An 18,440-nucleotide genomic window follows, 5' to 3' on the forward strand; every position below is an offset into this window, starting at 1 on the left:
AACGGATCATGTCCAACGGCCAGGGCGACGAGGAAGCTCGTCGCGGAAGCCTCCGCAAGCGGCTCGACGAGGCATCCGGCCTCAGACGTGCCGCCGAGCGGCTCATCACCGAGCAGCGGCTCTCCGACCGGCTCGTGCCGAAGTCGGTGGTCGACGCGGTCGGGCAGGGCGACCCGCTCGAGAGCACCGTCGGCCTCGACCTGCTCGAGGCGATCGTGCAGCGCGTCGGCCGTCCGCCGATGCTCATCGAGAACGGGGTGATCGAGCTCGTCGAGCTGCCCGAGTTCCCGGTCGGCACCGACGCGCTCATCCGCGGCATCGAACCGCTCGTGCCGTCGGTCGGCCGCGTCGAGTTCCTGAACCACACGAGCTCGTGGGGCGGCACGGGCTGGGTCATCCTCGACGAGGGCGACACCCGCGTGATCGCGACGAACCGGCACGTGGCGAAGTCCGTCGCGGAACGCGCCGACGACGGCACGGGCATCTTCCTGCGCTCCCCGCAGACGGGCGTGCTCTACGGCGCCGCGCTCGACTTCAAGGAGGAGGTCGGCTCGAACCCCGGCGACGCGACCCCGTTCGCCGTCACCGAGATGGTCTACCTCGCCGACGACCTCTCGCCCGACGTGGCGCTGCTGCGGATCGCGGGCGACGCGCTGCCGTCGGCGCTCGAGCTCGCCGACGACGAGGCCGGGGCCGGGCAGGTCGTCGGACTCGTCGGCTACCCGGCGTACGACCCGCGCAACGACGCCGCAGCGCAGGCCCAGTACTTCAAGGACCTCTACGACGTGAAGCGGTTCGCCCCCGGCTTCGTCGTCCAGGCCCTCGGGGGCGGGCAGTCGCTGACCCACGACTGCACGAGCCTCGGCGGGAACTCGGGGTCGCCGCTCCTCGACCTCGCCACCGGCAAGGTCGTGGGCCTGCACTTCTCGGGCCAGTACGGGGTGGCGAACAGCGCCGTCGGCGTCGGCACGCTGCGCGCCCTGGCCGACGGCGACCGGCCGGTCGTCGGCGGCTTCGTGCCGAACGGCGGCGCGGGCGGGCCGGGCGGCCCCGGGGCGCCCGCCCCCGCGGGAGTCGGGGGCACCGAGGGCGCGGCCGACGGCACGCACGACGCGGCCCACTTCGCCGGGCGCGAGGGCTTCGACCCCGCATTCCTCGGCGACGGACTGGCGACGCCGTGGCCGAAGCTCGAACCGAAGCACGAGGAGACGCTCGCGAAGCCCGACGACGGCACCGCCGAGCGCCCGTTCGAACTCCGCTACCTGCACTTCGGCGTGAAGTACCACCTCGCGCGCAAGCAGCCGCTGATGACGGCGGTCAACATCGACGGCGCGCACGGCGTGAAGCTCAAGCGGGTCGGCGACAAGTGGTTCCAGGACCTGCGCATCCCGCTCGAGGCGCAGCTCACGAAGGACGACTACGCCGACCGGCAGATCGACCGCGGCCACCTCGTGCGCCGGCAGGACCCGAACTGGGATCCGGCCGCCGCGAACGCCGAGGACGTGACCGACCTCGTGCGGCTCGCCAACGAGGACACGTTCCACTACACGAACTGCGCATTGCAGCACTCGACGCTCAACCAGGGCGAGCAGCTCTGGCTCGGGCTCGAGGACTACATCCTCACGAGCGCGCAGACCGAGGGCTTCCGCGCGTGCGTGTTCACCGGTCCGATCCTGCGCCGCAACGACCCGAAGCTGCCCAACGGGCTGCGCACGCCGCGCGAGTTCTGGAAGCTCGTCGTCATGCCGGCCGCACACGACGACGGCACGCGGCGACTGCACGCGACCGCGTACGTGCTCAGCCAGGGCGACCTGATCCGCGAGCTGCTCGAGCGGCGGTCGCGGGTGGAGGCCGTCGAGGGGTTCGTGCTCGGCGCGTATCGGACGTTCCAGGTCTCGGTCGCGGACCTGGCGGATGCCACGGGCTACGACTTCGGGGCCTACCTCGGCGCCGACCCGCTCGGCACCGGCCCGGGCACCGAGGCGGTCGCGGCGGGCGAGCCGGTCTTCCTGCCGCTGAGCCGGCTGTCGCAGATCGTGGCCTGAGACTGGGTCGTCCCGGTGGTCGAGTAGGGAGCGAAGCGACCGTATCGAGACCCCGCACTGAGGAGGAGGATGGGCGGATGAGCAAGCGCATCCTCTTCCTCGGCGGCACCGGCGTGATCAGCTCGGCGTGCGTCGCCCGCGCCGTCGACGCCGGCCACGACGTGACCGTCCTCAACCGCGGCTCCTCGTCGTCGCGGCGCCCGCTCCCCGAGGGCGTGCGGGCGCTCGAGGCCGACCTGCGCGACGTCGAGGCGACCACGGCGGCGGTGGCGGATGCCCCGGGCGGCGGCTTCGACGTCGTGTGCGAGTTCCTCGCCTTCACGACCGACCACGTGCAGGCCGACGTCGACCGGTTCGCAGGGAACGTCGGCCAGTACGTGTTCATCTCGTCGGCCTCGGCGTACCAGAAGCCGCCGTCGCGCCTGCCGATCACCGAGTCGACGCCGCTGCGGAACCCGTTCTGGCAGTACTCGCGCGACAAGATCGCCTGCGAGGACCTGCTCGTCGCGGCGTACCGCGACCGGGGCTTCCCGGCGACGATCGTGCGCCCGTCGCACACGTACGACGCGACGCTGATCCCGACGACCGGCCACTGGACCGATCTCGCGCGCCTGCGCGCGGGCAAGCCGGTCGTGGTGCACGGCGACGGCACCAGCCTCTGGACGCTCACGCACGCCCGCGACTTCGCGGTCGCCTTCGCCGGCCTCCTCGGCAACCCGGCCGCGATCGGCGAGGCGTTCCACATCACCGGCGAGCACGCGCCGACATGGAACCAGGTCTACGGATGGCTCGCCGATGCGCTCGGCGTCGAGGCCGACCTCGTGCACGTGGCATCCGAGACCATCGCGGCCGTGCGGCCCGAGTGGGGACCGGGGCTCGTCGGCGACAAGGCGCACTCCGTGGTCTTCGACAACGCGAAGGTGAAGGCGCTCGTGCCGGAGTTCCGCACGACGATCACGTTCGACGAGGGCGCCCGGGAGATCGTCGAGTGGTACGACGCCCACCCCGAGGAGCAGGTCGTCGACCCGGCGGCCGACGCCGCGTTCGACCGCCTCGTCGCCCACGCCCGCTCGATCGGCCCGGCGGTCGAGTAGGGAGCGCAGCGACCGTATCGAGACCGAAGCGTGACCTCGATCGGCCGCCTCGTCACGCGCGTGGCGCACACTGGGATGCATGTGGAGCTTCCTGAGTGCAGTCAGGCGCGGAGAGCACCGCGTCGCCCCGACGACCTGGGCCGCCGCGATCGGCGCCGTCGTCTACACGTTCGCACCGATCGACCTGATCCCCGAACTCGTGCTCGGCCCCCTGGGCCTGGCCGACGACGTCGGCGTGTGGGGCATCCTCGCGATCCTCGTCGCGCGCGAGCACCGGCGGTGGCAGGCGGGCGTCGGCACGCGGCGCGCCTCGGCCTGACCGCTTCGGGCGAGGGAATCGACCCCGACCGTCTTGACCACCGAGACCGCGTGTGTGGTTTCGACAGGCTCAACCACCGGTGGGTGGGTTCGATGGGCTCGACCACCGGGGGGTGGTAGTTTCGACAGGCTCAACCACCGGGGCCACGTGCGTGATCTCGATACGCGTCCTCGCTCCGCTCGGTCGCTACTCGATCACCGGAGCCGTCGGCACGACGTCCGCGTTGTCGCGGAACAGGTTCAGCGGGTCGACGGCCGCCTTGATCGCGCGGAGCCGCTCGAGCGTCGCGGGCGGGTAGGCGCGCGCCGCGGCATCCGCCCCGCGCGTGGTGTCGAAGCTGACGTACGTGCCCTCGCCGTGCGGGGCGATGAGCTCGTCGAACCGCTCGTCGAGGCTTCGGCCGCGCGAACCGAACGCGACGACCGAGAACTCGGCGTCGCGGTGGGCGAAGGCGGTGGCGTCGGCCGGCACGTCGTGCACCGCCCCGCCCGCCGCCCGGAACTGGAAGAAGTACGTCGCGCCCGACTCGAGGAACCGCGTCGCGTCGCGCGCGAACTCCGGCGTGATGCGGCCGATCATCGTCGAGCGCGCCGACGGCTCCCCCTGCCCGCTGTGCGACTCGTCGCCCGCGTTCGAGATGACGGCGCGGTACGTGGTCATCCGCACGTCCTGCGCGACGAGGGGCGCCGCGGCGGCGAGCGGCTGGAGGCGGGCGACGACCTCGTCGGGGTCGGCCAGGTCGACCATCGCCATGACCTGCGCGTACGTCGGCTGGCCGGGGCGCGGCGCGCCGAGGATGAGGAAGCTCGTGACCTCGCGCGGGGCGTCGACGATCCAGTCGCCCCACGCCTGCAGGAACTCCTCGGTGTCGGTTGCGTCGAAGGTGAGCTGCGCCCAGCCGACCTCGCCGACCTCGTCGACCTCGAACTCGAACGCGGTCACGATGCCCACGGCCGAGCCGGCGCCGCGGACGGCCCAGAACAGGTCGGGCTCCTCGGTCTCGCTCGCCCGCACGATGCGCCCGTCGGCGAGCACCAGTTCGACGGCGCGCAGGTGGTCGATGGTGAGGCCGTGCTCGCGCACGAGCCATCCGATGCCGCCCGCCGTGGCGAGCCCGCCGACGCCGACGCCGCCGTAGTCGCCGCTCGTCAGTGCCCAGCCGTGCGGCTCGAGGAACGCGGCGACGTCCTTCCAGCGCGCGCCCGGTTCGATGCGCACGAGCCGGCTCGCCTCGTCGAGCACCGTGATGGCTCGCAGCGCCGACAGGTCGATGACGATGCCGCCGTCGTTCGTGGAGCGGCCGCTGATGCCGTGGCCGGCGCTGCGGATCGCGAGCGGGATGCCCCGGTCGTGATGCACGCCGGCGAAGCCGACGGCCTCGGCGACCTGGGTGGCGGTCGTCGGGCGCAGCACGAGGCCGGGGTCGCCGCCCCGCATATAGGTCGAGCGGACGCGCGCGAACGTCGCGTCGCCGGGTTCGACGGCGGATGCCGCGAGCGAGGCGGGGATCGCGTCGTAGTCGATGCCGGGGCGACGACGGGCGAGCTGCGCGGTCGAGCGGATGCGGGCGGGGCCCGCCGTGCCCGGGGCATCCGTCTCGCCCGAGGCATCCGCACCCCACCCGAGTTCGAGCGCGACCGCCTCGCGGAGCGCGGGCGCGACCTCCTCGGCGAACCGCTGCATCGTGCCGGGGTCGTCGCTGGCGAGGATGAACGTGTCGACGCCGTCCTCGACGGCGAGCGGCAGGAGCTGCTCGACCCACTGCTCGGGCGGGCCGTCGAGGAATCCGCCGCCGCGCGGCGAGAAGCGTCCGCCCACGTTCAGCAGGCGGCGGATCTCGGCGGGGTTGCGTCCGGCCCGCCGCGCGGCCTCGTCGATGACGGCGGCCGAGCGGGCGTACTCCCCGGGCCGAGGTACGCGAGCGAGGGCAGCCAGCCGTCGCCGAGGCGGCCGATGAGGCGGAGCATCCGCGGCTTGAGCGCGCCGATCCAGATCGGGATGTCGTGGGCGGGCGCCGGCCCGCGCTTCGCGCCGTCGACGCGGTAGTGCTCGCCGGCGGCGACGAACCGCTCGCGCGCGTCGGCGTCCCAGGTCGAGCGGATGATCGGGATCGCCTCGGCGAGCGCGTCGACGTGCTCGCCGAGCGTGCGCTGCGGGCCGCCGACGGAGGTGATCGCGTCGACGAAGCCGCCCGCGCCCACCGACAGGTCGAAGCGGCCGCCTGAGAGGAGATCGAGGCTCGCCGACGCCCGGGCGAGCACGACGGGCGTCCGCTGCAGGGGGAGGTTGAGCACGTTGTGCGCCAGGTGCACGCGCTCGGTCTGCGCGGCGACCCAGGTGAGCAGCGTCCACGTGTCGTGGAAGCGCGGCTGGTACGGGTGGTCCTGGAAGGTCACGAGGTCGAAGCCGACCTGCTCGGCGAACTGCGCGAGGCGCACCGGCTGCTCGGGCGGGTCGTTCGCGGGCGTGATGAAGGTGCCGAACTGGAGCGGGCGACCGTAGTGCATGGTGTCCATGCTGCATCGGATGCCTCGACCGCGCAGCTTCGAGGTAAGATGCTTACTCGAAGTAAGTGGAGGTGCCGCATGACCCGGGTTCCCGATCCGACCGTGGCGGCCGTCGACGAGGTCGCCGCCCGCCGCTCCGCGCGGCTGCGCGAACTCGGCCACATCGACGACGAGGCCTGCCGACGGTTCACGTCGACGATCGAGTTCGCCGGCCGCAAGTGGAGCGCCGCGATCCTGCTCGCCGGCATCCGCGGCGCCCGCCGCTTCACCGAGTACCGCGAGACCGTCACCGGCATCTCCGACCGCGTGCTCGCCGCACGCCTGCGCGAGCTCGAGGACGACGGGCTCATCGAGCGGCACGTGCGCGCGACGACGCCGGTGACGATCCAGTACACGCCGAGCACGCGGGCACTCCGGCTCATGGAGCTGCTGCAGCCGCTCGTGGAGTTCGATGCGGGCGCGGAGGCCCGGGCGGCCGCCCGCGCCGGCCACCCACCGCTGGTCGAGTAGGAGCGCAGCGACGTATCGAGACCTCGAACCCGATCTCGATACGCGGCCTCGCTCCGCTCGGTCGCTACTCGATCGACGAATCCCGACCGCGCCCATTCCGGGCTACAGTCTCCCTCCGTGCGTCTCGTCCTGATCGGCACCGGCCTGCTCGCGGCCGGCCTCGCCGCGTTCCTCGCCGGGGTCGTCTCCCCCGACGACCTCGCGGCACTCCTCGCCCGCATCGGCCCGGTGCTCGGCTTCGTGGTCGGCATCACGATCGTCGCCGAGCTCGCCGCCGACGCCGGCCTGTTCCGCTGGATCGCCGAGCGCCTCGCGGTCGTCGCACGCGGGCGCGGCTGGCTGCTCTGGATCGCCGTCGTCCTCCTCGCCGTCGCGTCGACGGTGTTCCTCTCGCTCGACACGACGGCGGTGCTGCTGACCCCGGTCGTCATCACGCTCGCGCAGCACGTGCGCGTCTCGCCGATCCCGTTCGCCCTCACCACGATCTGGCTCGCGAACACCGCTTCGCTGCTGCTGCCGGTCTCGAACCTGACCAACCTGCTCGCCGCGCAGGCGATGGACCGCACCGATCCGGCCGCGTTCGCCACGCTCACCTGGGCGCCCGCGATCGCCGCGATCGTCGTGCCGGTCGTGCTGCTGTTCCTGCTGCGCCGCCGCGAGATCCTCGCCCGCTACGAACCGGATGCCCCGACCCGCGTCGAGGACCGCCCGTTGTTCGTCGTGGCCGGCGTCGTCGTGCTGCTGCTCCTGCCCGCACTCGTGTCGGGCGTCGAGGTGTGGATCCCGGCCGCGATCGCCGCCGCCGTGCTGCTCGTCGCCTTCGCCGTGCGCGGCCACCGGCTGAGCTGGCGCCTGGTGCCGTGGCCGCCGCTCGTGTTCGCGCTCGGGCTGTTCGTCGCCGTCGACGCGGCCCACGCCGCCGGCTGGACCGCGTGGCTCGGACCGCTCGTCGGCCCGGGTGTCGACGGCGGGTTCGCGGGCCTGCTGCAGGCGGCCGGGGTCGGCGCCGCCTCGGCGAACGCGATCGACAACCTCCCGGCGTACCTCCTGCTCGAGCCCTACGCGCACGACCCGGTGAGCCTCGTCGCCGTGCTGATCGGCGTGAACGCCGGCGTGCTGGTGACCCCGTGGGCGTCGCTCGCGACCCTGCTCTGGCACAGCCGGCTCGTGTCGATGGGCGTCTCGATCTCCTGGCCGAAGTTCGCCCTCGCGGGACTCGTGGCCGCGCCGCTGACGGTCGTCGCCGCGACCGCCGCCCTCTGGGCGGTGCACGGCTGATCGAGCGGATCTACGCCAGGCGCTCCGCGAGCCAGGCGGCCTGGCGCTGCCAGTGCACGCCCTGCCCGCCCTCGTGGTCGTTGAAGGGATAGTCGACGATGTCGGCCGGGGCGTCCGCTCCACTGCCGGCGGCCCAGTGGTTCCGCGCCGCGTACACCGTCGAGGGCGGGCAGGTGAAGTCCATCAGCGCCACTGAAAAGAACGCGGGCGCCGTCGCGCGCTTCGCGAAGTTCACGCCGTCGAAGTAGGCGAGGGTGGAGAAGACCTGCTCCGGGGCATCCCGATGCACCGAGAGGAATCGCACGATCTCGTTGTAGGGATCGCGATCGGTGAGGCCGACCGCGCGCTCGAAGTGGCAGAGGAACGGCACCTCGGGCAACGCCGCGACGAGCCCCTCCGACAGGCCGGCGGCCGCGATCGCGATGCCGCCGCCCTGGCTCGCGCCGGCCACGGCCACCCGCGTCTCGTCGACGACCTCGAGCGAGCGCACCGCGTCGATCGCGAGCGCCGCGTCGGTGAACACGCGCCGGTAGTAGTACTCGGCCGGGTCGTGGATGCCGCGGGTCATGTAGCCGGGGAACGCCGGCCCCGAACCGTGCGGGTCGGGCGTGCCGCCGCCGGTGCCCCACGCGCTGCCCTGGCCGCGGGTGTCCATCGAGAACGACGCGTACCCGGCGGCCGCCCAGGCGAGGCGCTCGTGCGGCAGGCCGCGACCGCCGCCGTACCCGATGTACTCGACGACGGTGGGCAGCGGCTCGGATGCCCCGGCCGGGACCACGAGCCATCCCTTCACCGGGTCGCCGCCGAATCCGCTGAAGGTCACGTCGTAGACGTCGACGAGCGCGAGCGGGGAGTCGACCTTCACGAGGCGAGGAGGTGCGGCGACCGCGCGCGACTCCGCGAGCGTCGCAGCCCAGAACGCGTCGAAGTCGGATGGCTCGGCCACGTCGGGCCGGTACGCCCGCAGTTCGTCGGGCTGCAGGTCGAATCGGGACATGCTCGGGGGAACCTCTCGACGGTGAAGGGAACACGGGGACGCACGCGGCGTCACGCCAGCGTAGCGAACGGACACGCGGGGAAATGGGTACTCCTCCCCTCTTCCGCCCGTGCCGCGCGCTGCGCCATGATGAACCGCGGCCCGGGCGAACCGGAGCCGTGACATCCACTCCCAGTCCTGGAGGAACCGTGAGCAACGCCCCCGCGCCGCAGAGCGCCCCCGCCGCCGAAGTGCCCCTCTCCGCTCCGCTGTACGGGGCGTCGTTCGGCCAGGCGATCCAGCGCTTCTTCAAGAAGTACGCGACCTTCTCGGGCCGCGCGAGCCGCAGCGAGTACTGGTGGTGGGCGCTCGCGAACTACCTCATCATCACGGTGCTGTACATCCTCATCGCGGTCGGCGGCGCGTACGACCCGAACACCGGCCTCATCGTCGCCGGCCCGCTGGCGATCATCGCGTACGTGGTGCTGGGCATCTACGGCCTCGCCGTCATCGTGCCGAACCTCGCCATCACGTGGCGCCGCCTGCACGACACGAACCGCTCGGGCGGGTTCTTCTTCCTCGCCCTCATCCCGTTCGTCGGCTGGATCATCCTCCTCGTCCTCACGCTGCTGCCGACCAACCCGGCCGGCTCGCGCTTCGACGCCTGACGACCAGCTCGCACTCGTGACGGAGTGCCGATCCCCCGGAACCGCCGGCGGGGTCGGCACTCCGTCGTGCGTTCGGGGTGCGGGTCGCTCGCTCCCGGCGCCGCGCTCCGCGCCACTTCCCGGGCCGCCGCGCCACCCGGGCCGGCGCAGGCGCCCCGGAACTGGCGCGCCGGCGGCCTCCCGTCAGTGCCAGCGGTGGTCGACGAACGGCATCTTGGCGCCGCGGCGCGGGCGGCGCGTCAGCCCGGCCGATCCGAGCAGGCGCACCACGCGGTAGCGGTGGCCGCGCCACGGCTCGAGCACCTCGAGCATCTCCTCGTCGGTGAGGTCGTGCCCGACGAGCGCGTGGCCGACCTGGTTCGACAGGTGGTAGTCGCCGACCGAGAGCGCGTCGGCGTCGCCGAAGGCGCGCTGGGCCACCTCGGCCGCGGTCCACTCCCCGATGCCGGGGAAGTGCGTGAGCCGCGCCAGGGCGTCGGCGGGAGGCATCCGCGCCGCCTCCTCGACCCGTTCGGCGAACCGCGCCGCCGTCGCGATCGTCGACGCGCGCCGCGGATCGACGCCCGCGCGATGCCACTCCCAGACCGGGATGACGGCCCACGTCTCGGCGGCGGGCGGCACCCGCATCGGCCGTGACGTCGGCCCGGGCGCGACCGTGCCGAACCGCAGCACGAGCCGCCGCCACGAGTCGTGCGCCTGCAGCGTGATCACCTTCTGCTCGAGGATCGCCGGGGCGAGGGCCTCGAACACGAGCGTCGTGCGCGGGATCCGCATGCCGGGGTTGCGCCGGTGCGCGTCGCGGAGCGCGTCGATCCGGGGATCGAAGCCCGACGGGTCGTCGCGATCGCCGAGCAGCTCCGGCGCCTGCGCGACCGCCCAGCCCGCTCCCGGGCCCCAGGCATCGGCGCGGAGCCGGCCGGCGTCGAGCTGGCTGAGCCGCACGGTCGCGATGCCGTCTGGCGTGCGGACCGCCCGCCACACCGCCCCGTCGCGATCGAGGTGGAACGCCGGGTCGCCGGGACCGCGCCGCAGGCTCCCGGCCGTGCGATGCAGGTCGGTCGGATGCCGCGGCGTCCAGTCGAGGCGATGGTCGGCGGTCACCGTTCCAGTGTCGCCCATGCCCCTGACCGTCGGTCTCGTCGGAGAGAGCGGTAGCAGCGATCCGGACCACGCGGGACCAGCGACCGTCGTAGACCGTTCGTCGGTCGCGGTATGCCCATTCGCCCTCAGCGAATCGGCGTCGAGTGAGGGGGTTCTGGCATACGCGGATCGACGAACCACTCGCGGAGCGGAACGAGTCCCCTGCCGGATCCCCCGAGCCGCTAGGCTCGCGCCCATGACTGCAAGCGTTTACATCGCGGGGCCCGCGTCCTGGAACCGCATCGTGCTCCTCGACCACCTGCCCGATCCCGTGCCGCACATGCAGTTCGCGCTCGACGAATGGGAGACCCTCGGCGGCACCTCCGCCGGCAAGGCGCTCGGGCTCGCGGGGCTGGGCAACGACGTGCGCTTCCACGCCCTGATCGGCGACGATGCCGACGGCGAGCGCGTGCGCGCCGCGCTCGAGGCATCCGGCATCGACCTGCTGGCCGAGCCGGCCGACCGCACCGAGCGCCACCTCAACCTCATGACGCGCGAGGGCGCACGCGTCTCGCTGTACCTCTCGACCCCGACGGATGCTCCGGAGGGGCCGGATGACGCGACGATCGCCGCGATGGCCGACGCCGACGTGATCGTGCTCGACCTGGCCGTGCGCGCGCGTCGGATGATCCCGGCGGCCAAGTCGACGGGACGACCGATCTGGACGGACCTGCACGACTACGACGGCACGGCCGAGTTCCAGCGGCCGTTCCTCGAGGCGGCCGACGCCGTGTTCATGAACGCCGACGCACTGGGCGATCCGCTGCCGTTCATGCGATCCGTGATCGCGGGCGGCGCGTCGCTGGCGGTGTGCACGCTCGGCGCCGAGGGCGCGGTGGCGATCGACCGCTTCGGGGTCGAGCACCGGGTCGACGCCGTGCCGGTCGACGTGCTCGACACGAACGGCGCCGGCGACGCGTTCCTCTCCGGGGTGCTCGACGCGACGCTGGCCGGGGCCGACCTCGACGCGGCGCTCCGCGCCGGCGCCGCGCACGCGTCGACGGTGCTCACGACGCGGCACCTGCACCCGTCGCTCGACGCGGTGTTCGCGGGGGCCGGCCGGCCTTGACGCCGGCGCGCCCCCGCCGTAGATTCCGGGCGGACGCCGGTCCGGGCGTCCGTCCGACCGCGGGAGGAGCGCCCGACGATGGGTGAACTGCACGTCGATCTGTTCACGACGCTCGACGGGGTCGTCCAGGCCCCGGGCGGCCCCGAGGAGGACCCGGAGGGCGAGTTCGAGTTCGGCGGCTGGCAGGCGCCGCTCCTCGACGAGGAGGTCGGCCGGCTCGTCGGCGAGGGCATCGACCGGCTCGACGCCCTGCTGCTCGGCCGGAGGACGTACGACATCTTCGCCGGGTACTGGCCGAACGCGACCGTCGACGAACCGATCGCGACGAAGTTCAACGCCATCCCCAAGTACGTCGCGTCGCGGACGAACCCGACCCTCGAGTGGGCCGGTTCCGAGCTGCTCGGCCCCGACCTCGCCGCCGAGGTGCACCGCATCACGGCGCTCCACGACGAGGTGCACGTCATCGGCAGCGCCAACCTCGTGCAGAGCCTGCTCCGCGAGGACCTCGTCGACCGATTGAACCTGTGGGTGTACCCGATCACGCTCGGCACCGGGAAGAAGCTCTTCGACGGCGGCGCGATCCCGGCGGTGTTCCGGCTCGACGGTCCGGCGATCACGGGATCGAGCGGCGCGGTCGCGCTGCGCTACGCGCGAGCCGAGGGTCGCCCGCGCCCGTCGACCGGCGACATGGGCGCACCCGATCGCGGCATCTGAGCCCGAGCGCGAAACCACGCCGAATCCGCAGGATCCGTGCGCGAAGTTCGGTCGTGCGCGTGGTTGCGTGCGCGTCAGGACGCGATCGCGCGTGAGAGTTGCACACCACTCCGCACGGATGCACACTGGCTCAGGCCACCGAGCGCCCTCCGGGCGCGCGAGCGAGGAACGGAACCAGGATGACCCAGCCCGACCCGAAGCGGATGCATCGCATCTCCGACGAGAACGCCCGCATCGTCGACCTCGTACTCGACTACTCGCGCCGGCGCATCCTCTCGAACGACACCCCGCTCGACAAGCCCGCGCCGCCCGCCGAACTCGCCCGCCTCGCCGGCCCGACCGTCACCGAGGCCGGCCTCGGTGCCGACCGCGCGCTGTCGATCTTCGAGCACGTGCTCGCGCCGGCGTGCATCACCACCGACCACCCGCAGTACCTCTCGTTCATCCCGGTCGCGCCGACGAAGGCCGCGACCGCGTTCGACCTCGTCGTCTCGGCGAGCGCGCTCTACGGCGGGTCGTGGCTCGAGGGCGCCGGCGCGGTGCACGCCGAGAACGAGGTGCTCACCTGGCTCGCGAACGAGTTCGGGCTGCCGGCCGGCGCCGGCGGCGTGTTCGTGCAGGGCGGCACGCTCGGCAACCTGTCCGCCCTGGTCGCCGCCCGCGAGGAGGCGAAGCGGCGGTTCGACGAGCGCGGTGAGGCCTACCCCCCGAGGTGGAAGGTCGTCTGCGGCGCCGAGGCCCACTCGTCGATCGCCTCCGCGGCGCGCATCATGGACGTCGAGGCGGTGCCCGTCGCGCACGATGAGGGCGGCGTGCTCCGGGGCGACGCCGTGGCCGCGGCCCTCGCCGAGCACGGGGCATCCGTCTTCGCCGTCGTCGCCACCGGCGGCTCGACCAACTTCGGCATCGTCGACGACCTCGCGGGCGTCGCCGAGGCCGTGCGGGGCCACGACGTGTGGTTCCACATCGACGGCGCGTACGGCCTCGCGGCGATGCTGTCGCCGCTCGTCCGCGACCGCTTCCGCGGCGTCGAGCAGGCCGACTCGGTGATCGTCGACCCCCACAAGTGGCTGTTCGCGCCGTTCGACGCGTGCGCGCTGATCTACCGCGACCCGGCGGCCGGCCGCCGCGCGCACACGCAGCACGCCGAGTACCTCGACACCCTCACCGACTCGGCCGAGTGGAGCCCGTCGGACTACGCCGCGCACCTCACCCGGCGCGCCCGCGGCCTGCCGACCTGGTTCTCCCTCGCGACCTACGGCGCGGCCGCCTACCGCGACGCCATCACCTCGTCGATCGAGCTCGCCCACCGCGTCGCGGCCGAGATCGAGCGCCGCGAGGGCTTCACCCTCGTGCGGCAGCCGCAGCTGGCCGTCGTCGTGTTCGAGCGCGACGGCTGGACCAAGGCCGACTACGACCAGTGGTCGCTGCGCCTGCTCGAGGACCAGCAGGCCTTCGTCACGCCGAGCTCGCACGCCGGGCGCACGAACGCGCGCTTCGCGATCCTCAACCCCACGACGACGTTCGAGCACCTGACGGCGATCCTCGACACGATGGCGTGAGCCCGGCCGCAGGTTCCGTCACACGGGCGCGGCACGGATGCCTCGGGCGTAGCGTGGGCGCGTGAGCGATGCATCCGACGACCACCTCGTGATCGAGCCGAGCGTGCTCTACGTGGGCACGCCCGTCTACCTCGTGGCCACGCGGAACGCCGACGGCACGCCCAACCTCGCTCCCGCGTCGAGCCACTGGGCGCTCGGCCGCATGCTCGTGCTCGGCCTCGAGGCCGACGGGCAGACGGCGGCGAACCTCGTCGAGCGGCCGGAGCTCACCGTCAACTTCCCCAGCGGCCGGCAGTGGCGCGCGGTCGAACGCCTCTCGGCGGTGACGGGCCGTGATCCGGTGCCGGAGGCGAAGGCCGACCACTACCGGTTCGAGGCCGAGAAGTTCGAGCGGGCCGGGCTGTCCTCGCAGCCGTCCGACCTGGTCGCACCGCCCCGGGTGCGCGAGTGCCCACTGCAGTTCGAGGCCGTCGTGCGCCGCATGACCCCCGGCGTCGACCCGGGCTACCTCATGGTCGAGGCCGAGGTGGTGCGGGTGCACGCCCTGCCGCCGCTCGTGATCGCGGGCACCGACCACATCGACCCGCACGCGTGGCACCCGCTCATCTACAGCTTCCGCCACTACTTCGACCGCGGGTCGGAGCTCGGCTGGACCCGGAAGAGCCGCACCGCGCCCACGCCGCCCGAGGTCGAGCGATGGGCGTCGTTCGGCGGCGCGTGGGAGGTCGTCGACGTCCACGACGACTCGGCGACCGTGCGGCTGTGCCGCTGCGACGGCGGCGAGGAGGTCTCGCGCATCACGTCGAGCGAGCCGGCCTTCGTCGCGTGGGCGGCCGTGGAGGCGGCGCGATGACGGATGCGACGCAGCCCTCGGATGACCCGCGGCCCTCGGATGCCTCGAAGCCCTCGGCTGCCCCGCGGCCCTCGCTCGCGACCGCCTGGTCGCGCGGCCTCGGCCTGCGCTCCCCCATCGTGTGCGCGCCCATGGGCGGCGTCGCCGGCGGGCGGCTCGCGGCCGCGGTGTCGCGCGCCGGCGCGCTCGGCACGATCGGCATGGGCAGCGCCGGATCGGCCGCCGGGCTCGCCCGGCAGCTCGGCGCCCTCGAGGCGGCGGGCGGCACCCACGGGGCACCGTTCGGGATCGGGGTCGTGGAGTGGGGCATCCGCCGCGATCCGGCGATGTTCGACGTCGCGCTCGGTGCGGGCGCCGCGCTCATCTCGGTCGGCTTCAGCGAGGGCCGCTTCGACTGGGTCGAGCGCGTGCACGCCGCCGGCGCCCTCGCGGCGACCCAGGTGTACGACGCGCGCGAGGCGATCGAGGCCGCCGACGCGGGCGTCGACGTGGTGGTCGCGCGCGGGTCGGAGGGCGGCGGCCACGGCGACCCGCGACTCGGCACCCTGCCGCTGCTCGACGCGGTGCTCGACGCGATCGGCGGCCGGACGACCGTGCTGGCGGCCGGCGGGGTCGGCTCGCCGCGCACCCTCGCGGCCGTGCTCGCGGCCGGCGCCGACGGCGGCTGGGTCGGCACCGCGTTCCTCGCCTGCCCCGAGGCGATGACGACGGATGCCTCGCGCCGCACGATCCTCGCCGCGGACGGCGCCGACACGGTGAACACCCGCGCCGCCGACGCCGCGCTCGGCCTCCCCTGGGCGGCGCGGTTCCCGGAGCGGGTCATCCGCACCGCCTTCGTCGACGAGTGGAGCGACCGCGCCGACGAGCTCGCCGACGGGGCATCCGATGCCGCCGTCGACGCGCGCGCCGCGTTCGCCGCGGCCGTCGCGGCCGACGACCAGGCGGTCGTGCCGTTCGACGCGGGGCAGGGGGTCGGGCGGATCACCTCGGCGCGGCCGGCCGCCGAGGTGGTGGCCGAGCTCGCCGAGGGTGCGAGCGCCCTCCTCGCCCGATACCGCTGAACCCGCCCGCCGCTGAACCCGCCCGGCGCGCAACCCGCGTTCCGCCGACCCTCGCCCCTGCGCGCCCCGCCCCGCTAGGGTGGGGCGCATGGCGGGGCGGGACGCCGTGACGATCGAGGTGGACGGCCGCGAGGTGCGGGTCAGCCACCCCGACAAGGTCGTGTTCCCCGAGCCCGGCCTCACGAAGCTCGACCTCGTCGAGTACTACGTCGCCGTCGCCGACGGCGCCCTGCGCGGGGCCGGCGGCCGCCCGATGGTGCTGAAGCGGTTCGTGAAGGGCATCGACCGGGAGGCGTTCTTCCAGAAGCGCGTCCCCGAGAACCATCCCGACTACATCGACACCGCGACGCTCCAGTACGCGCGCGGCACCTCCGCCGAGGAGGCCGTCGTTCGCGACGCCGCCGGCCTCGCGTGGGTCGTGAACCTCGGATGCCTCGACCTGAACCCGCACCCCGTGCGCGCGGAGGACCTCGACCACCCCGACGAGCTCCGCGTCGACCTCGACCCCATGCCGGGCGTCGAGTGGTCGCAGATCGTCGACGTCGCGTACGTCGCCCTCGAGGTGCTCGAGGACCACGGGCTCGTCGGCTGGCCGAAGACGTCGGGCTCGCGCGGCATGCACCTGAACGTGCGCATCGAGCCGAAGTGGGAGTACCGCGACGTGCGGCTCGCCGCCGAGACGCTCGCCCGCGAGGTGGAGCGCCGCGCGCCCGGGCTCGCGACCGCTCGCTGGTGGAAGGAGGAGCGCGGCGAGAGCGTGTTCGTCGACTTCAACCAGAACGCGAAGGACCGCACCGTCGCCTCGGCGTACTCGGTGCGCCCGCTCCCCGACGCGCGGGTGTCGACGCCGCTCGCGTGGGACGAGGTGCGCGGCATCCGCCCCGAGGCCTTCACCGTGCCGACCGTGCTGGAGCGGTTCGCCGAGCGCGGCGACCCGCACGCCGGGATCGACCTCGCCTCGGCGGTCGGGTCGCTCGAGGGGCTGCTGCGGCTCGCGGAGGAGCTCGGGCCGGCGGAGAAGGCGCCGCGCGGGTCGGAGGCGGGCGGGTCGGGCGGGCGCGGCTCAGGCGCGGGCGGCGGGGATGCCTCGGGCGGGGCATCCGGCCGGCGGCAGTCGACCATGCCGCTCATCGAGGTCGCACGCACCGCGACCAAGCCCGAGGCGCTCGAGGCGCTCGAGCGGTGGAAGGCGAAGCATCCGGATGCCTCGGCGAAGCTGCACCCGGCCGACGTGCTCGTCGACGGGATGCGGGGCTCGAGCTCGCTCTGGTACCGCGTGCGGGTGAACCTGCAGCACGTTCCCGAGGGCGAGCGTCCGGAGCAGGAGGCGTTGGAGGCCGACTACGACCCGTGGGCGGGCAAGGCCTGGCCGGGCGGCCCGGGCGGGGCGGGCGGGGCGGGCAAGGCCTGGCCGGGCGGGCCTGGCGGCCCGGGCGGGGCGGGCGCACCCGGCGCGGCGCGCTGACGTACTGCAGGAGATTGGTCGCTATCCCCCTCCCACGGCGGGGATGGGGTCGAATCTCCTGCAGTACGCGACGGCCGGCCGGACGTGGAGGGCGGCCTCAGTCGAGCAGGACCATCACCTTGTCGGCCGCGCCGGGCGTCGCAGCGACCTCGAGGGCGTGCAGCACGTCGTCGACGGGGAACCGGTCGCTGATGATCAGCCGGTACTTCTCCCAGTTCGCGATGAGGTCGTCGGTGACCTCGAAGATCTCGGTCGGGTAGCCCATCGACATGATGATCGAGATCTCGGTCGTGAGGATGGCGCCGAAGTCGACCTCGACGGGCTTCTTGTGCACGGCGGGAATGGTGAGCCGCGCGCCCTGCTTCGCGATGGCGAGCACGGTCTGCACCACGGCGGGTGCCCCGGCGGCGTCGAGGTAGACGTCGGTGGCGGGGCGAGCCCCGCGCTGGCCGACGACCGCGGGCGCCGCGCCCTGCAGTTCGATGAGGCGGGCGGCGACGTCCTCCTCGGCGGAGTTCACGACCGCGTCCGCGCCGATGGCGAGGGCCTTCTCGAGGCGGTTCGGCAGGATGTCGACGACGACCACGTGCTCGACGCCCTTGGCCTTGAGCGAGAGCAGCGCGCCGAGGCCGATCGGCCCGGCCCCGAAGACCACGGCCCGTTCGCCGGCGGTCGCGCCCGAGCGGTTCACGGCGTGGCGGGCGACGGCCATCGGCTCGTTGAGCGCGGCGACCTCGAACGGGATGTGGCCGGGGATGACCCGGAAGTGCACGCCGGGCTTCGCGTCGAGGAGCACGACGAGCGGGGAGAACGCGCCCTGCGCACCGCCCGACCCGATGATGCCGTCGGACGCGGCCATCGGGTTGATCACGACGTGGTCGCCGACCTGCACGCCCTCGACGTTCGCGCCGACCTCGACGACCTCGCCGGCGGGCTCGTGCCCGAGGGGCGTCGCGCCCTGGCGCGGCGGGATGCCGCCGTACATCGTGTACATGTGGTCGGACCCGCAGATTCCGCAGGCGCGGATGCGCACGAGCACGTCGTCGGCGCCCGCCACGGGCTCGGGGGTCTCAACGACGCCGGTGGTGCCGGGGCCGGTGACCATGATCGTCTTCATCGACTGTCTCCTCGTTTCCCGCCGGCGGGATGGGCCGGCGACGCGGACATCATAACTAAATC

General features: G+C 73.6%; 17 protein-coding genes. 12 read left to right on the forward strand and 5 right to left on the reverse strand.

The window, feature by feature from the left end; all coding sequences use genetic code 11:
• Positions 1–8: 8 nt before the first annotated feature.
• The 3 genes from ACGGZK_RS03200 (at position 9) to ACGGZK_RS03210 (ending at position 3,458) form a co-directional block, all read left to right on the forward strand.
• Positions 9–2,045 (forward strand): DNA/RNA non-specific endonuclease, encoded by a 2,037-nt coding sequence (locus tag ACGGZK_RS03200; RefSeq protein WP_395244823.1) that lies wholly within the window; start codon positions 9–11, stop codon positions 2,043–2,045.
• Positions 2,046–2,122: 77 nt separating this feature from the next.
• The gene (locus ACGGZK_RS03205) at positions 2,123–3,139 is read left to right on the forward strand and encodes an SDR family oxidoreductase (RefSeq protein ID WP_395244824.1); all 1,017 of its coding nucleotides are present in this window, start codon (positions 2,123–2,125) and stop codon (positions 3,137–3,139) included.
• Positions 3,140–3,218: 79 nt separating this feature from the next.
• Positions 3,219–3,458, forward strand: coding sequence for a DUF1232 domain-containing protein (locus tag ACGGZK_RS03210; protein ID WP_395244825.1), 240 nt, complete (start codon positions 3,219–3,221; stop codon positions 3,456–3,458).
• A gap of 186 nt (positions 3,459–3,644) precedes the next feature.
• Here the strand turns inward: ACGGZK_RS03210 and ACGGZK_RS03215 are convergent, their stop codons facing one another.
• Both ACGGZK_RS03215 and ACGGZK_RS03220 read right to left on the reverse strand, forming a co-directional pair.
• A complete protein-coding gene (locus ACGGZK_RS03215; RefSeq protein WP_395244826.1) occupies positions 3,645–5,276 on the reverse strand; it encodes an FAD-binding protein in 1,632 nt (543 codons plus the stop codon).
• 2 nt (positions 5,277–5,278) lie between these two features.
• Entirely contained in the window at positions 5,279–5,974 is a 696-nt protein-coding gene (locus ACGGZK_RS03220) for an LLM class flavin-dependent oxidoreductase (RefSeq protein WP_395244827.1), read from the reverse strand.
• Between the two features lie 69 nt (positions 5,975–6,043).
• Between ACGGZK_RS03220 and ACGGZK_RS03225 the strand changes: the two genes are divergently transcribed.
• Together ACGGZK_RS03225 and ACGGZK_RS03230 are read left to right on the forward strand one after the other, a co-directional pair.
• Positions 6,044–6,475: a winged helix-turn-helix transcriptional regulator gene (locus tag ACGGZK_RS03225; RefSeq protein WP_395244828.1), complete on the forward strand. Its 432-nt coding sequence runs from the start codon at positions 6,044–6,046 to the stop codon at positions 6,473–6,475.
• A gap of 117 nt (positions 6,476–6,592) precedes the next feature.
• On the forward strand, positions 6,593–7,753 hold the full coding sequence (locus ACGGZK_RS03230; RefSeq protein ID WP_395244829.1) for an SLC13 family permease: 1,161 nt from the start codon (positions 6,593–6,595) through the stop codon (positions 7,751–7,753).
• A 10-nt stretch (positions 7,754–7,763) separates the two neighbouring features.
• Here ACGGZK_RS03230 and ACGGZK_RS03235 read toward each other — a convergent pair whose 3' ends face one another.
• Positions 7,764–8,750 carry an acetylxylan esterase gene (locus tag ACGGZK_RS03235; protein ID WP_395244830.1) on the reverse strand — a complete coding sequence of 329 codons (987 nt, stop codon included), beginning with the start codon at positions 8,748–8,750 and terminating at the stop codon, positions 7,764–7,766.
• 188 nt (positions 8,751–8,938) lie between these two features.
• On the opposite strand from ACGGZK_RS03235, the gene ACGGZK_RS03240 reads away from it, so the two are divergent.
• Positions 8,939–9,397 (forward strand): DUF805 domain-containing protein, encoded by a 459-nt coding sequence (locus ACGGZK_RS03240; RefSeq protein ID WP_395244831.1) that lies wholly within the window; start codon positions 8,939–8,941, stop codon positions 9,395–9,397.
• Between the two features lie 183 nt (positions 9,398–9,580).
• Here the strand turns inward: ACGGZK_RS03240 and ACGGZK_RS03245 are convergent, their stop codons facing one another.
• Positions 9,581–10,516, reverse strand: coding sequence for a DNA-3-methyladenine glycosylase family protein (locus tag ACGGZK_RS03245; protein ID WP_395244832.1), 936 nt, complete (start codon positions 10,514–10,516; stop codon positions 9,581–9,583).
• Between the two features lie 217 nt (positions 10,517–10,733).
• On the opposite strand from ACGGZK_RS03245, the gene ACGGZK_RS03250 reads away from it, so the two are divergent.
• From ACGGZK_RS03250 to ligD, 6 genes are all read left to right on the forward strand, one after another.
• Positions 10,734–11,606 (forward strand): carbohydrate kinase family protein, encoded by an 873-nt coding sequence (locus tag ACGGZK_RS03250; RefSeq protein WP_395244833.1) that lies wholly within the window; start codon positions 10,734–10,736, stop codon positions 11,604–11,606.
• A gap of 78 nt (positions 11,607–11,684) precedes the next feature.
• Positions 11,685–12,320, forward strand: coding sequence for a dihydrofolate reductase family protein (locus ACGGZK_RS03255; protein ID WP_395244834.1), 636 nt, complete (start codon positions 11,685–11,687; stop codon positions 12,318–12,320).
• A gap of 179 nt (positions 12,321–12,499) precedes the next feature.
• A complete protein-coding gene (locus tag ACGGZK_RS03260) occupies positions 12,500–13,882 on the forward strand; it encodes a pyridoxal phosphate-dependent decarboxylase family protein (RefSeq protein ID WP_395244835.1) in 1,383 nt (460 codons plus the stop codon).
• 61 nt (positions 13,883–13,943) lie between these two features.
• The gene (locus ACGGZK_RS03265; protein WP_395244836.1) at positions 13,944–14,735 is read left to right on the forward strand and encodes a flavin reductase family protein; all 792 of its coding nucleotides are present in this window, start codon (positions 13,944–13,946) and stop codon (positions 14,733–14,735) included.
• Positions 14,732–15,796, forward strand: a complete 1,065-nt coding sequence (locus tag ACGGZK_RS03270) for an NAD(P)H-dependent flavin oxidoreductase (protein WP_395244837.1) — start codon at positions 14,732–14,734, stop codon at positions 15,794–15,796. Before ACGGZK_RS03265 ends, ACGGZK_RS03270 begins: the two co-directional genes overlap by 4 nt.
• A gap of 88 nt (positions 15,797–15,884) precedes the next feature.
• On the forward strand, positions 15,885–17,261 hold the full coding sequence (ligD, locus tag ACGGZK_RS03275; RefSeq protein WP_395244838.1) for a non-homologous end-joining DNA ligase: 1,377 nt from the start codon (positions 15,885–15,887) through the stop codon (positions 17,259–17,261).
• Between the two features lie 97 nt (positions 17,262–17,358).
• Here ligD and ACGGZK_RS03280 read toward each other — a convergent pair whose 3' ends face one another.
• Entirely contained in the window at positions 17,359–18,378 is a 1,020-nt protein-coding gene (locus tag ACGGZK_RS03280) for a zinc-binding dehydrogenase (RefSeq protein WP_395244839.1), read from the reverse strand.
• Between the last annotated feature and the right edge of the window lie 62 nt (positions 18,379–18,440).

Source organism: Agromyces sp. MMS24-K17, from assembly GCF_043950245.1.
In the GTDB taxonomy this organism is placed as follows: domain Bacteria; phylum Actinomycetota; class Actinomycetes; order Actinomycetales; family Microbacteriaceae; genus Agromyces.

Bases quoted from the DNA above. Each gene is read 5' to 3' on its own strand.
- ACGGZK_RS03245 (WP_395244832.1), bottom strand. From the start codon at position 10,516: ATGGGCGACACTGGAACGGTGACCGCCGACCATCGCCTCGACTGGACG.
- ACGGZK_RS03210 (WP_395244825.1), top strand. From the start codon at position 3,219: ATGTGGAGCTTCCTGAGTGCAGTCAGGCGCGGAGAGCACCGCGTCGCC.
- ligD (WP_395244838.1), top strand. From the start codon at position 15,885: ATGGCGGGGCGGGACGCCGTGACGATCGAGGTGGACGGCCGCGAGGTG.
- ACGGZK_RS03235 (WP_395244830.1), bottom strand. From the start codon at position 8,750: ATGTCCCGATTCGACCTGCAGCCCGACGAACTGCGGGCGTACCGGCCC.
- ACGGZK_RS03225 (WP_395244828.1), top strand. From the start codon at position 6,044: ATGACCCGGGTTCCCGATCCGACCGTGGCGGCCGTCGACGAGGTCGCC.
- ACGGZK_RS03200 (WP_395244823.1), top strand. From the start codon at position 9: ATGTCCAACGGCCAGGGCGACGAGGAAGCTCGTCGCGGAAGCCTCCGC.
- ACGGZK_RS03220 (WP_395244827.1), bottom strand. From the start codon at position 5,974: ATGGACACCATGCACTACGGTCGCCCGCTCCAGTTCGGCACCTTCATC.
- ACGGZK_RS03260 (WP_395244835.1), top strand. From the start codon at position 12,500: ATGACCCAGCCCGACCCGAAGCGGATGCATCGCATCTCCGACGAGAAC.
- ACGGZK_RS03280 (WP_395244839.1), bottom strand. From the start codon at position 18,378: ATGAAGACGATCATGGTCACCGGCCCCGGCACCACCGGCGTCGTTGAG.
- ACGGZK_RS03255 (WP_395244834.1), top strand. From the start codon at position 11,685: ATGGGTGAACTGCACGTCGATCTGTTCACGACGCTCGACGGGGTCGTC.
- ACGGZK_RS03205 (WP_395244824.1), top strand. From the start codon at position 2,123: ATGAGCAAGCGCATCCTCTTCCTCGGCGGCACCGGCGTGATCAGCTCG.
- ACGGZK_RS03270 (WP_395244837.1), top strand. From the start codon at position 14,732: ATGACGGATGCGACGCAGCCCTCGGATGACCCGCGGCCCTCGGATGCC.
- ACGGZK_RS03250 (WP_395244833.1), top strand. From the start codon at position 10,734: ATGACTGCAAGCGTTTACATCGCGGGGCCCGCGTCCTGGAACCGCATC.